The organism is Geobacillus jurassicus NBRC 107829 (genome assembly GCF_001544315.1).
In the GTDB taxonomy this organism is placed as follows: domain Bacteria; phylum Bacillota; class Bacilli; order Bacillales; family Anoxybacillaceae; genus Geobacillus; species Geobacillus jurassicus.
In genome coordinates, this window is sequence record NZ_BCQG01000072.1 from 1 (window position 1) to 14536 (window position 14536).

The 14536-nt window shown below is 51.7% G+C and carries 9 protein-coding genes, 1 pseudogene and 1 CRISPR repeat array; of the genes and pseudogenes, 2 read left to right on the forward strand and 8 right to left on the reverse strand.

Annotated features, from left to right (window positions below; all coding sequences use genetic code 11):
• The coding region (locus GJ1_RS15860) for a PIN domain-containing protein (protein WP_066234506.1) at nt 1–292 on the forward strand (292 nt) is incomplete at its 5' end.
• A 179-nt stretch (nt 293–471) separates the two neighbouring features.
• Here GJ1_RS15860 and GJ1_RS15865 read toward each other — a convergent pair.
• The 8 genes and pseudogenes from GJ1_RS15865 to GJ1_RS15895 form a co-directional block, all read right to left on the reverse strand.
• Complete coding sequence (locus GJ1_RS15865; RefSeq protein ID WP_066234509.1) at nt 472–1656, reverse strand: M20 family metallopeptidase; 1185 nt, start codon at nt 1654–1656, stop codon at nt 472–474.
• Nucleotides 1657–1681: 25 nt separating this feature from the next.
• Nucleotides 1682–2911 carry a hydantoinase/carbamoylase family amidase gene (locus tag GJ1_RS15870; RefSeq protein ID WP_066234513.1) on the reverse strand — a complete coding sequence of 410 codons (1230 nt, stop codon included), beginning with the start codon at nt 2909–2911 and terminating at the stop codon, nt 1682–1684.
• A gap of 318 nt (nt 2912–3229) precedes the next feature.
• Nucleotides 3230–3568: a helix-turn-helix domain-containing protein gene (locus GJ1_RS15875; protein ID WP_066234516.1), complete on the reverse strand. Its 339-nt coding sequence runs from the start codon at nt 3566–3568 to the stop codon at nt 3230–3232.
• Nucleotides 3569–3763: 195 nt separating this feature from the next.
• Nucleotides 3764–7122: a CRISPR direct-repeat array (repeat unit 30 nt; unit sequence GTTTCAATCCCTCATAGGTACGATAAAAAC).
• A gap of 194 nt (nt 7123–7316) precedes the next feature.
• Nucleotides 7317–8231: an Rpn family recombination-promoting nuclease/putative transposase gene (locus GJ1_RS15880; RefSeq protein ID WP_066234519.1), complete on the reverse strand. Its 915-nt coding sequence runs from the start codon at nt 8229–8231 to the stop codon at nt 7317–7319.
• Between the two features lie 620 nt (nt 8232–8851).
• Complete coding sequence (locus GJ1_RS15885; protein ID WP_066234522.1) at nt 8852–10201, reverse strand: UDP-glucose dehydrogenase family protein; 1350 nt, start codon at nt 10199–10201, stop codon at nt 8852–8854.
• A gap of 196 nt (nt 10202–10397) precedes the next feature.
• Nucleotides 10398–10490 (reverse strand): annotated as a pseudogene (locus tag GJ1_RS18450) (branched-chain amino acid transport system II carrier protein); the annotation flags it as partial.
• 134 nt (nt 10491–10624) lie between these two features.
• Nucleotides 10625–11737, reverse strand: coding sequence for an IS200/IS605 family element RNA-guided endonuclease TnpB (gene tnpB, locus GJ1_RS15890; RefSeq protein WP_066230251.1), 1113 nt, complete (start codon nt 11735–11737; stop codon nt 10625–10627).
• Between the two features lie 336 nt (nt 11738–12073).
• A complete protein-coding gene (locus tag GJ1_RS15895; protein WP_066234524.1) occupies nt 12074–13414 on the reverse strand; it encodes an N-acetylmuramoyl-L-alanine amidase family protein in 1341 nt (446 codons plus the stop codon).
• Nucleotides 13415–13778: 364 nt separating this feature from the next.
• On the opposite strand from GJ1_RS15895, the gene GJ1_RS15900 reads away from it, so the two are divergent.
• Nucleotides 13779–14495, forward strand: a complete 717-nt coding sequence (locus tag GJ1_RS15900) for a plasmid pRiA4b ORF-3 family protein (protein ID WP_066234527.1) — start codon at nt 13779–13781, stop codon at nt 14493–14495.
• The last annotated feature ends 41 nt before the right edge of the window (nt 14496–14536 follow it).

Below are 14536 nucleotides of genomic sequence, written 5' to 3' on the forward strand. Positions count from 1 at the left end.
CAACAAGTTACAAGTCTTTTACAACAATTCCATTGATCGATATAATGAATTTTTATCTGTCATAAGACAAAATTTCCACATCGAATTCCTAACGGCAGATGCCAACATTCAAGATTTAGCCTTGGCTCAAATGCGGCTTTTGCAGCTCGAAGCATATGATGCCTTGCACTATGCCCTCGCAACATATTATCATTATGATTATTTCGCCACACTTGACGGTGATTTTGTGAACGCTCTTTATAGTCAGAGCCCTAACCAAGCACCGGTTACGAAAATTGTCAAAATCGCCTAGCCCTGTCGTCTTGATCGAATGGAGGCTCCAAAAATTCAGGAAGGCAGAAAAGCCCATGCCCTCCTTCATTTCTTTTCCACTCATGTGGGCTACATCAAGTCCAATCATGTGGATTGGCAACCGAAGGAGATCATGCAAAATATCAATCCGCCTTCAAGACGTACAAAAAGCGGAAGCGCCTACTCTGCTTCCGCCAACAGTTTCAATGTGGCGCCGACAAACAGCTGCACCCCAATCTCAAGTGCATCCTCGTCAATCGTAAAGCGTGGGTGGTGATGCGGGTAAACGATGCCTTTTTCTTTGTTTCCAGCGCCGACGTAGAAAAAGCTGCCCGGCGCTTTTTGCAAGAAGGCCGAGAAATCCTCGCCGCCCATGTTCGGCTTCAGGCGGGCGATGGCTTCATCGCCAAACAGCTCGCGCGCTGTTTCTTCGATGACGCGGGTCACTTCATGGTAGTTGACGACCGGGCGGTAGCCGTAATCAAATTGAAACTCGTACGAAGCGCCGTGCGCTTCGGTAATGCCTTTGACAATGCGCTCCATCCATTGCGGGATCGTCTGCCGCAGCTCCGCATCAAACGTCCGCACCGTCCCTTGAATTTCGACCTCCCCAGGCAGGACGTTATGCGCCGTACCGGCGACAAATTGCGTCACGGACAGAACGACTGGCTCGAGCGGGTCAACGTAGCGTGAGACGATATGTTGCAAGTTCGTCACGACTTGGGCGCCGATGGCGATCGCATCGATCGTTTGGTGCGGCATCGCCCCGTGGCCGCCTTTGCCGATGATGCGGATGAAAAACCGGTCGGGTGCGGCCATCATCGGCCCATACACAATGCCGATTTTTCCGCGCTCAAGCGGCGACCAAAGGTGAGTGCCGATGACAACGTCCACCCCGTCCATGACGCCGGCCTGCACCATTTCTTCCGCCCCGCCGGGGAACAGTTCTTCCGCATGTTGGAACAAAAAGCGGATTTCACCGCGGATTTGATCACGCAGCTGGGAGAAAATTTTCGCCGTTCCCAAAAGCATCGCCGTATGGCCATCATGGCCGCACGCGTGCATGACGCCCGGGTTTTTTGAAGCAAACTCAAACGTGTTTTCCTCTTGAATCGGCAATGCATCCATATCCGCGCGAATGGCGACGACCCGGCCCGGCTGTTGGCCGATGAGGCGCGCCATGACGCTTGTTTTCGTCGGCCGCGACAACTCGAGATGGCCGAATGATTGCAGCGTCTCGTACACAAACTGCGCCGTTTTCTCCTCTTGGAACGACAATTCCGGATGGGCATGCAGATAGCGGCGCCAGGCGATGACGTCCGCTTTCACTTCATCGACGAGCCGTTTGATCTCTTCCTTTGTCATCACGTTTCCCCCTGTTCTTTTTTCGTTATTCCGCTTGGGCCAGCTGCCGCACCGTATGATATAGAACAGCTGTGCCGGCAGCACAATCGTCTTTCGTGCTCCATTCCGACGGACTATGGCTCACCCCGTCTTGGGAGCGGACAAAAATCATCCCGATCGGGCAAATCGGAGCCAACTGTACGCCGTCATGGGCTGCGCCGCTCGGCAGCCAAAACGGCGAGTAGCCAAGCTTTTGGCACGCCGCCTCCGCCGCGCGCTTCACCTCATCGGAACAGAGCACCGGCGGCATGTCTTGCAGCAACTCCATCGTGAGGCGAACATTCCGCTCCGTGGCGATCTTCTCTGCCCGCGTTGCGATGACTTTCCAGACTTGGTCGCGCACCTCTGCGTTCAAATCACGCAAATCGAGCACAAATTCGACTCGTTCCGGAATGATATTAATGCCCCCTGGAAAGACGTACAGTTGCCCTACAGTCCCGACTGTTGTCCCTGTCCGTCTCGCTTCCTCTTCAATGACTGCGATGATTTGAGCAGCCGCCGCCATCGGATCGCGGCGCAACGCCATCGGTGTCGCTCCCGCATGTTCCGCCTTTCCTTCGATGGTGAATTTCACCCAGACGAGCCCTGCGATGCCGGTGACGATGCCAACTGGAAGCCCTGTCTCCTCAAGCACCCGTCCTTGTTCGATATGCAATTCGACATAGGCTTTCACCGTTCCTGGTTTTCGCGCTGCCTGCGGCAAGCGGTTCGGGTCAAGCCCCGCCTGTTTCATCGCCACGGCGAGGGAAATCCCTTCCGCATCACGATAGTCGAGCACTTTAGGCGGCAATGTCCCCGCCATCGCGCGGCTGCCGATCATGCCGAAACGAAAACGCGCTCCTTCTTCATCGGTAAATGCCACGACCTCAATCGGGTGATGTGTCACAATCCCTTGCTCGTTCATCGTCTGAACGACTTCCACGCCGGCCAACACCCCGAGCGGACCGTCAAAGCGCCCGCCATTGTAGACCGAATCCAAATGCGAACCGACAAGCACAACCGAAGCCTCTGGGTTCGTTCCTTCTTTCCTCCCGATCAAATTGCCCGCTGCGTCTTCGTACACGGACAGCCCCGCTTCGCGCATGTAGGAAGCGACCAAGTCTTTCGCCCTCCGCTCTTCAGCAGTGAACGAGAGGCGCGTAATACCACCGCCCGGCTGCTTGCCGATCTCTCCAAGCTCCATGAGCCGCTGCCAAAGTCTCTCTCCTCCAACCAATCAATTCCCCTCCTCCCCGCCCATTATTCACCAATGAATCCCATCCATGTTTCGAATATAATAAATATTTAATAAACTTTCAAATACTTTAAATCAAATGAGAAAACGACTGTATAACAATAAAAAACTCCTGCCTAAAACGAAAGGCAGAAGTGGATTACCGGTATTGCCCAGACACAGCCGTGAATACTGATTCATCTCTTCAGTTATCTTCGCCAACTCTTACCCTCTCTCTGCCGCAAAGATTTAAACCAATGTGCGCCGCTCGAAGTTGTTTACGTTGAACGCTCTCCCACCTACGCTTAGAGGTGGGAGATTCTACTGCGCGGTGTACGATTGGTTCGGATGCTCTTTGCTTTTGAAGCGGGGAGGAGTCGCCGTTCCATCGAAGAACCGGTCAAACGCCTCGGCCAGCTGCTGCAGCGCGCTTTGCAAGGCGGTCCAATCGAGCGTCCGCAGCCACGGGAGCGTTTGCTTCAATGCGGTCAACCGCTTGGAGCACCCGTTATCGCTAAGCCCCACCCCTGTTGTTTCATACGCCTGATTCCATTCGGACAAAAAGTGATTGTACACAAACCGGCAACACCCGATCGTTTGGTGGATGAGCTCCGCTTGATTTCGGGTGGGATACAGCCGAAATCGGCAGGCTTTGTGCATGGCCTTCCCTCCTAATTTAGGGAACGTATGTTTTTTTATTTATCTTATACTTTTGTTCTTTTGATGCAAGAGGAAGATCGATGAGGAAAGACACCGATTCATCCCCCACTTACGCTCACGCGTGGAAGTGGGGGATAAATCGGTGCGAGATGATAAAAGCGTTTATTGCGACGATGGTTCGCACCAAACACAAAGGTTTCAATCCCTCATAGGTACGATAAAAACGTGATTACCCCCCTTGTGTTTTGGAGGTCGGTGAGAGTTTCAATCCCTCATAGGTACGATAAAAACAAAGATGTGGAGAGGATTCAACGAGCATTGAAAATGTTTCAATCCCTCATAGGTACGATAAAAACCGGCCGAACCAAAACGACAGCGACTGCGCGGCAGAAAAGCGTTTCAATCCCTCATAGGTACGATAAAAACGTACAAGTCGAGAACAGAACGAGTGAGGCGGTCAAGGCGATAGAGTTTCAATCCCTCATAGGTACGATAAAAACTTCCTTGCCGTTTCGTGTTGCTTTTATAATTATTTTGTTTCAATCCCTCATAGGTACGATAAAAACGCACGCGCAGGGTCGGTTTCGAGCCGGCCCGTCGAGTTTCAATCCCTCATAGGTACGATAAAAACCGTATGGAAGTATTTTTGGATATTGTTGAGATGATCGATGTTTCAATCCCTCATAGGTACGATAAAAACTACCCAGCACGAACGTGTCACGGTCTTTTGCAGTGGTTTCAATCCCTCATAGGTACGATAAAAACGAATGATCGGCGTCTGACTTCCTTTTGTCGCGTGAATGGTTTCAATCCCTCATAGGTACGATAAAAACATTCGCGTGAAAGGCGTGCAATTTGATAACATCCCGTGTTTCAATCCCTCATAGGTACGATAAAAACATTTGATCCGCATGTCGGGTGTTATGCCGCTTCTAGTTTCAATCCCTCATAGGTACGATAAAAACGCGCAACTTGCGTCAACTTCAACTTCTCGACACCATGGTTTCAATCCCTCATAGGTACGATAAAAACGCATAACACGCTCAAATTCTGCTACATCTTGGCGAGGTTTCAATCCCTCATAGGTACGATAAAAACACTCGCCGATCACGCGCGGTTCTTCCCATTTCACGTGTTTCAATCCCTCATAGGTACGATAAAAACGCTCTAGGAGGCGCAGAAAGTGCAGGGCAAGGGGGTTTCAATCCCTCATAGGTACGATAAAAACTTTTCTACGTTTGTAATATGTTCCTCGCCACTATGTTGTTTCAATCCCTCATAGGTACGATAAAAACGACAGCAAGTGCAATGTACGCCGTAAATTCAATAGAGTTTCAATCCCTCATAGGTACGATAAAAACGCTCAAACCTACGACTTTCTCCAGCAGGATGATATGTTTCAATCCCTCATAGGTACGATAAAAACGGAACTCGTCAAGAATATCAGTTTCATTATCCGGAAGTTTCAATCCCTCATAGGTACGATAAAAACGCAAGAGCGTCAGAAATTGCTTTATACGCTTGTTCGGTTTCAATCCCTCATAGGTACGATAAAAACATTGCGAAAGGAATCGCAGAACAATACGGACTTAAGCGGTTTCAATCCCTCATAGGTACGATAAAAACTTCTCTTTCCCGCTTCGTATTGCTTTTACTACTATTTGGTTTCAATCCCTCATAGGTACGATAAAAACCTTGACGGTGTTGTAAAAGCGCTTGATCGCGGCGGAACGTTTCAATCCCTCATAGGTACGATAAAAACTCGCGTCGCCGATAATAGCGAGCGCTGTTTTCGGGAGTTTCAATCCCTCATAGGTACGATAAAAACGGCAAGACGAAGCGATTCGCGATTAACAAGGCGATGTTTCAATCCCTCATAGGTACGATAAAAACGAAATACAAACGTTACCATTCGGCTTTTCGTACTTGGGTTTCAATCCCTCATAGGTACGATAAAAACGTATTATGGTTGATTCGGTTCGTTTGGGATTCCGTGTTTCAATCCCTCATAGGTACGATAAAAACGACCGGTACGTCTAGCTTTTTCAGCCGCTTCTCTTAAGTTTCAATCCCTCATAGGTACGATAAAAACACGGGCAACCATTAACGGCGCGTAAATTTCGAATTGGTTTCAATCCCTCATAGGTACGATAAAAACATCGTCGAGCCACGAAACAGCGCCGCTAGACTTTCCGTGTTTCAATCCCTCATAGGTACGATAAAAACGGACAAGCAGAGGAGGAGAGAAACGATGGAACAATGTTTCAATCCCTCATAGGTACGATAAAAACATCTGTATTTTCAAATAAGTTAGCAGAAGCAAAAGTGTTTCAATCCCTCATAGGTACGATAAAAACTATCCACCAAGTCTTTTTGGCTTGTCGCAATCTGCTGTTTCAATCCCTCATAGGTACGATAAAAACTTTCGAGTTTTTGAATGACTTGATTGAGGAAATTGTGGTTTCAATCCCTCATAGGTACGATAAAAACGCAATCCAGCACGTACACTTCGTTTTTGCGCTTCGATGTTTCAATCCCTCATAGGTACGATAAAAACAACGCTGCTTGTCATGTACGGATTGGGCCTTAATTTGTTTCAATCCCTCATAGGTACGATAAAAACGCGGCTAACCTGTTCGGTGCGGCTAACATTCAGCCGATGTTTCAATCCCTCATAGGTACGATAAAAACACTCGATCCAAGCACGATCCCCGTCTTCAACGATAGTTTCAATCCCTCATAGGTACGATAAAAACAATCACGAATCCAAAGATTTCAAGCGGAGCGGTCGAGTTTCAATCCCTCATAGGTACGATAAAAACGTTCATGGATATGCACAATATGTTAAGTTATGTGATGGTTTCAATCCCTCATAGGTACGATAAAAACGAAAAGCGCAAACGACATAGAAACAATTTATGATTGTTTCAATCCCTCATAGGTACGATAAAAACACTTGACCGTGCGAATGGGTTTCCGCACGGATAGCAGTTTCAATCCCTCATAGGTACGATAAAAACGTTCAGCGGCTTGACAGGAACCTCCTTCACTGTCACAGGTTTCAATCCCTCATAGGTACGATAAAAACGTCAATGGTGGAAATACGTAGTCGGCAGCGATCACGGTTTCAATCCCTCATAGGTACGATAAAAACTTTTTCGTTCCCGGAACGAGTGAGTTCTGTATCCCGGTTTCAATCCCTCATAGGTACGATAAAAACTCCAGGCGGAGTGTCCGGCGCCAAAAAAGACGGCGGTGTTTCAATCCCTCATAGGTACGATAAAAACGTTTTGCTTCGTCAGCTTCCTTCTTAACAACAGCGTTTCAATCCCTCATAGGTACGATAAAAACAAACTAACCTCAGGAAATGCTTTGAGAACACCGGCAAGTTTCAATCCCTCATAGGTACGATAAAAACCCGATCCCGAAAGAGGATCTGTTCGCTAAAATTAACGAATGTTTCAATCCCTCATAGGTACGATAAAAACTGATAGGCTTGTACGCCGGGTTTTCGCTTTGTAGAAGTTTCAATCCCTCATAGGTACGATAAAAACCCCAAAAAAGCTTGTTATATCAAGCTTTCTGAGCTGGGGCTGTTTTTAGAATATCACGTCCCAAAAATTCTGTCAATTCCTTTTTTCCTCGATGGCTGTAAGGTTCAAGCGCATCAAATAATTGTCGTCGATCCCCCGGGGTTTTGGCACGATTGGGGGTCGACGACAATAGGAAGTCAGGTTGAAGAGGCGGTTTACCCCTTCACCTTTTCAATCTTCTCAACCGGCAGCCCGGTCAGTTCGTGAATCGTTTCGACATCGTACCCTTTCGCCAGCATTCTCTTCACAACGTCGAGCTTCCCTTCCTCAATCCCTTGTTGACGCCCCTGCTTGATTCCTTGTTCGATCCCTTGTTTGACTCCTTGTTGGATCCCCTTTTCCATTCCCCGCTGTTCGTATGAGATGATGAGCTCCATCACTTGTTTCGCTTCCTTCGTCTCCATTTGGCTCACCTCGTTTCGCAGTTTCGTTTCCTCCTCTTCGGACAACCGCAAATACGTTTCAAAAAAGCCGAACAACAGCCGCTGTTTCGCCTCGTCAAGCTCGAGGCGGACGAGCATGCGCAAAAACTCCTTTTTCACTTCGACCTTCTCATCTTCATTATACCCCATTTTGCTTAACAAAGCGGCGGCGACGGGGTTGTCATGGCGGATGTACTCCCGCCACGGCAGTTTGCGCAATTCCACCGTCAGAAAACGGAAGTCGAGAACCTTCAAAAACGGAAACTGCATGCGCCATGAGGAAGGTTCATCGCGAGGCTCGTCATAGCTGAAGACGGCGATCGGAAGAATGCGGCGGCGGTATTTTGGAAACAAGCGGCTGAAGTAGAGGAACATTCGCTCAGGGAAGGTCCGCTGCGTGTAGCTTTGATGCTCCACGTGAACGATGATCAGCCCGTCTTCCCCTTTTAACTTTGTTTCTACCAACAAGTCCACACGGTGCTTCTCCCCGGCCGTGATGTCGGCAAACACTTCTTCTGAGAGGAAGGAGAGGTGATGAACGTCGATTTGCTCGTACACGTCGGGAAAAAAGAGAAGCAAAAACTCTTCGAAAAACGTCGACAACAGCTCCTTGAACAACCGGTCGTGGTCGATTCGCGGCTTGGCCACATTTTCCCTCCTTGCGGTATCGAATTCACCGTATCCTATTCGTTCCCCGCGGCCGAATTCCTTCTTGTCTCCCTTAAGTTTTCGGCATGCCGCAATTCCGTGTTTCCGTTTTCAATTTTTTACAAGGTAAAAACATGTCGAACTCAGCGGCCATTCGGTTGTTGCATGATATGGTTTTGATCCCTCATAGGTACGATAAAAACCGGCAGTCACCGCTTTTAATGCCGCCCTTGTTGTAAGTTTCAATCCCTCGCAGGTACGATAAAAAACCAAAAAGTGCCTGTAAATCAACACTTTTGATCCCGTTTCGCATCCAGAATAACACGTTCAGAAAATTTAATGAATATCATTTATCATTTGATCTGGCAAGGCTCATCAGAAAAATGTCGTCGATCCCCCGGGATTTTAGCACGATTGGGGGTCGACGACATTATGGATGAATCGCTTATCCTCTGTATCTTGGCCCGGCTTGTCCATGTCCATCAGCCATGCATCTTGTGAGCGCTGCTAACCATATCTTACTGATGAATGTCCATCGATGCAATGTAGCAGCCATGCTTACAATTCTTTTCACAACGCTAGTCTCCGATAAAGGCTGAAGCAAATCACAGCCGATTCCCTCACCGATACGGCTGCCGCTGAACATCAACAACCTCATCCCCCGCTCGCAGACCCAAGCCGGCTGGACGTCCGATCGACTCATAGATCAAGCCAGCGGCTTGGGCTGCCTTCGGGTCGTAGCAATTCCGCCCATCCAACACAATCGGCGTTTTCATCAGCGTCTTGTAGCGGTGAAGGTCAAATTGCAGCACGGCCGGCCATTCGGTGAAAATGAGACAAACATCCGCGCCGCGAATGGCGTCCTCGATCGTCTCGCAACACACAACCGCATCGCCAAAGCAACGGGCGACATGTCCGAGGGCAGCTGGGTCCCAGACGCGCACGTTCGCTCCTTCGGCGATCAGGCGTTCGATGTTCGCCAATGCCGGCGATTCGCGCACATCGTCCGTGCCGGGCTTGAATGCGGCGCCAAGGACGGCAACAGTCCGGTTGCGAAAATCTCTGATATACGGACGCGCTTTGTCGAGAAGCTTCCACTTTTGTTTCTCATTGACGTCCATCGCCGCCCACACGGTTTTGAGCGAATAGCCATGGGAAGCAGCCAACGCGTAAAGCGCCTTCGCATCTTTCGGCAAGCACGAGCCCCCATAGCCGACGCCCGCGCGCAAAAAGCGGCGGCCAATGCGCGGGTCCATGCCGATCGCTTCCGCCACCGCCTGAACATCAGCGCCGACCAGTTCACAGACGTTGGCGATCTCGTTGATGTAGGAAATTTTCAGCGCCAAAAACACATTGGCGGCGTATTTGATCATCTCTGCGCTTCTTCGGTCCGTCACGACGTACGGGAGGGCAAACGGGGCGTACAGGTCCTTCATCACCCGCTCGGCGCGCTCCGATTCCACCCCCAACACGATGCGCGGCGCCTGCAGCGTATCGCGCACGGCTGTTCCTTGTGAGAGAAACTCCGGATTGGAAACGATGTCGATGCGCACCCCAGGGCGTCCGTTTTCAGCTACAAAGCGCGCGGCCTCATCCCCTGTGCCGACGGGCACCGTTGATTTGATCGCCACGAGACAGTCGCGCTCCACCGCCAGCACGACGCGGCCGAGCGCCTTCCAAACAGCGTCAAGATGCACGGAACCGTCCGGAAGCGGCGGGGTGCCGACGGCGATCATGATGACTTCCGCCCGCCGATACGCTTCCACATCGTTGGTCGTAAAGCGAAGGCGGGCGCTGTTTCGTTCGATGAGCGGTTCAAGTCCCGGCTCATAAATCGGAACGATCCCTTTATTTAACAAGCGAATTTTTTCCTCATCCACGTCCACGCATATGACATCATGGCCTTTATCAGCCAGACAGGCGGCGGTCACCAGCCCCACATACCCCGCCCCGGCGATCGTGATTTTCACCGTTCATCACACCTTTTCGATCCTTTGCGGCTATCGTCGCTTGTCCTCATTATAGCGAATCACCCCACAAATTTCACCGTTTCTGTCCGTCCAAAAGCGAAAACCGGGAGACCCTCGCCTCCCGGTTGATTTACGCCGCGTGCTTCCGTTTGTTGGCCGATGTCCGATCCAAAGCCTTGCCGAGCGCCGCGCCGCCATCGGCGAAAAACGGCTTCGCCCCGATTTCATAAGCGACGCTCGCCGCTCTTGGAATGCCAAAAAACAGCCCGATCGCCAAATAGACGGCAAGTTTTCACCATCCTTCTAGACGTTGAACGCTCTCCCACCTACGCTTGCGCTTCGAGGTGGGAGATTCTTGGGAACCCCCGCCCTGCGGCAGGCTGTTCACCAAGCCATCCCCGTGCGTCCCACGGTTCAGCTGTCTTACGAAGACAGCAAACGAAGCCCTTCCTGCAAAATATTTCGGGCGGCGTTCTCGTCCCGATCATGTTCGGCTCCGCAGTTCGGGCACACCCACTCGCGGATGTCGAGCGATTTCACCTCAACATGCCGGCGCCCGCAGCACGAGCACAATTGGCTCGATGGAAACGTGCGGCCGACACGAACCAACGTCCGCCCGTACCATTTCGCTTTATACTCGAGCATCCGAAGCAAGCGCCCCCACGCGGAATCCGAAATGCGTTTGGCCAACTTGCGATTCTTCTGCATGTTCTGCACACGCAAGTCCTCCACGCACACCACTTGGTTTTCGCGGATGAGGCGGGTGGACAGTTTGTGCAGGAAATCGTTCCGGCAGTTGGCGATTTTCTCATGAAGCTTGGCGACTTTCAAGCGGGCTTTGCGCCAGTTCGAACCGCCCGGCTTCCGGCGGGCCATCACCCGCTGCCAGTACGCCAGCTTTTCTTCGTATCGGCGCCAATACTGAGGGTGTTCGACCTTCTCTCCAGTGGAAAGAACCACCATATGTTTCAACCCCAAATCAACGCCCACTTGCTTGTCCGTTGGGGGCAATGAGGGAATGTCCGTTTCCACGAGGATCGAAACAAAATACTTCCCCGTTCGGTTGCGGCGAATGGTAGCCGAAAGAATGCGGCCTTCCACCTCACGGCTTTTGGCAAACGCCACCCATCCGAGCTTGGGGAGTTTCAACCGATGGCCGTCCACTTCGATCGATGGGCGCCCCTTCTTTGGGCAGTTGCACTGGGCGGTGTACGACTGGTTCGGGTGTTTTTTGCTTTTAAAGCGGGGAGCATTCGCTATTCCATCGAAGAATCGATCAAACGCCTCGGCCAACTGTTGCAATGCATTTTGCAAGGCGGTCGAATCGGGCGCTTTCAGCCACGGGAGTGTTTGCTTCAACGCAGTCAACCGCTTGGAGCACTCGTTATAGCTAAGCCCCACCCCTGTTGTTTCATACGCCTGATTCCATTCGGACAAAAAGTGATTGTACACAAACCGGCAGCACCCGATCGTTTGGTGGATGAGCTCCGCTTGTGTTCGGGTGGGATACAACCGAAAGCGGTAGGCTTTGTGCATGACCTTCCCTCCCCCTTACAGAACATTTGTTCTATCTTCTATTTTACACCTTTTGTTCGTTGAAGGCAAGAGAGAGAGTGATGGCGAATGCCGATTCATCCCCCACTTACGCTCACGCGTAGAAGTGGGGGTCTTCTCGGTTTGGAATGATAAATTTTTTCAACAATTCCCTGTTCATGCCACGGTCATAGAAAAAGAGGGTGTCTCAAAATGCAGCGAGACACCCTCTTTCATTGACTTATATATACCGCATCGAACGAATGTGTTTCACCGAGGCATGCGGACGGCCTTTTGAGTCGGCTCCTTTCCATAACGCGTCCGCCGCGAAACAGAACCTCATTCAAAATACCGAAGCACGGCATGAACCATTGCCGTCGTCACCGCTTCCCGATAGCCATCGCCCGCAACGGTCCCGGCATCGGACGGGTTGCTTAAATAGCCGAGCTCGAGCAGCACGGATGGCCGCTCGTTCTCCCGCAGCACATAATAGTCGCCAAACGCAACGCCGCGGAACGGAAGCAGGACGAATTGCGAAAACGGCTGTTCGAACGACTGGGCCAACCCATAATCCGCCAACCGGTCGTAATAGTAGACCGTAATGCCGCTCGCCTGCCGGTCAGCGGCGCTGTCGTAATGCAGGCTGATAAACGCATCCGCCTGATACAAGCGGGCGGCGGTGACGCGCGCCGACAGCGGCACATAATCATCGCCATCCCTCGTCAACACGACGCGGGCGCCGTACGACTGCAGCTTGTTTTTCAAGAGCTTGACGGTTTCCAACGTCAACTCCTTTTCCTTGATGCCATCGACGCTTTGCGCCCCGCTGTCTTTGCCGCCATGCCCGGCGTCAAGAACGATCGTTTTTCCAGCCAACGGTTGAACGGGGCCTGGCGTCCAGCGGCTCACGTAGCTTTGCGGGCCGCCAAGGCGAATAACAGAAGGCGGAACGGAGGCGTCCACCGCCCCTTCTTGATTTTTGGCGGCCTTTTCACTTTCCACGCCGATGTAATCAGCCGCCACCCAGCCGGCCAGGCCCGAACGGGCGATGATCTTATGCCAGTCTTGTTTTGTTTCGACAATCTTGACGCGATCGCCGCGCAACAGACGCCCGATCCGTTCTGCGTCCAATGATGGCGCCGCCCGCACGTTGAGCGAATCGGCGTCCACCACTCCTTCCGACCGCGAAACAGAGCGGTTCTCAGCTGGCGCCAAATACGAGGCGGCGACCCAACCGACGGCATCTTCCGCCACTACTTTTTTCCACCCTCCTTCTTCACCAATCACCCACACCGTCTCCCCTTGCGTCAAATGGCCGAGAATGCGGGCTTTCGCACCCGGCTCCTGCCGCAGGCGGAGCCGATTTTCTTGCACCACCTCGGCGCTTTGCACGAAGACGGCGTACGGCTCGGCCATCCACCCGGTCCGATTGTTCTCCCATTCAATTTTCACCCAGCCGTCTTTCACATCCACCACCCGGTATACTTCGCCGCGGCGGACGTTCGCCATCGGCCGATACGGCACCCCCGGTCCTTGGCGGACGTTGACGCGATCCGCCATCACGACCGCCAAGCGCTTCGTTTCTTTCGTGCCATTTTCCCCTTTCGCTCCCGACGGCCAAAGGAGTGCAAGCAAACAAAGCAGACAAAACGATGCGGCGAGCCATCCTCCCCGCCTCATGCGCGCTCCCTCCCCGTTCTCTCATTCTACTATATGGTTCGCGCGCAATCGGCCATTTCCTGTCTGCCAGCCGCGAAAACCGCTCGACAGAACGGGCCCCGCCGCATCCACAAAACGACAATGAACGCCCCATTTCCGCACAATGCCCCCTCGTGCGACAGCGGACAAAATGGTGCCAGCGACGGAGCAACGCACCAATACGGCATGCATATTTCCAACCGTTTCCCGATCGGCTGGCTCATTCCGATACATGATGACCGGAGGCAAGATGACCGCGATCGTGATGCTTCAATTATTTTGATTTTTGGAAAAACAGGTTAAACTATAAGTATACAAAAACAAACCCAAAAGGAGAACAATGTTCATGGAAGAAAAAAAACTCATGGATTTGATTGATGAACTGATGACGAAGCTCGGTTCAACGGAGCCTGCCCGCCCACGCGGTCGTTGGGTGGAAGCGACAAAAAGCAAAAGTTCACCGTCGAAGAAACCGCGCCGCTCCAAAACCGCCTACCAGCTGAAAATTTCATTAAACGGCATCCGTCCGCCCATCTGGCGCCGCGTCCTTGTGCCCGGGCACGCCACGTTTGACCAGCTTCATTTGGTCATCCAAGAAGCGATGGGATGGGAACAAGCGCATTTATATGAATTCCACTTCGGCGATATCGTCATCGGCATTCCCGATGACTGGGACTTTTACGGATTTGGGAAAATGTTCGAAGACGCGCGCCACATTCCGATCGAACAATGGCTCAAGAAAGAAAAACAAAAATTTCAGTACACGTACGATTTTGGCGACTACTGGCGCCACACCATCACCGTCGAAAAGATCGAGACGCTCCCGAAACCGCTAGAACGCGCCACTTGCCTGAAAGGAAAACGGGCGTGCCCTCCCGAGGATTGCGGCGGCGTCTATGGCTATCTGGAACTGCTCGAGTCAGCCGCAAACAAAGATTCCCTTACCGACCCAGAACTGCGCGAACGGCTCGACTGGATGTACGAAATGAAAGGCGACGATTTCGACCCGGATGCCTTTGACGTCGAGGAAGCAAACGAGCGGCTGGCCTATATCCAATTGTAACGCATGCGAAAGAAGGTATCCGACATCACTCAAGGGCACCG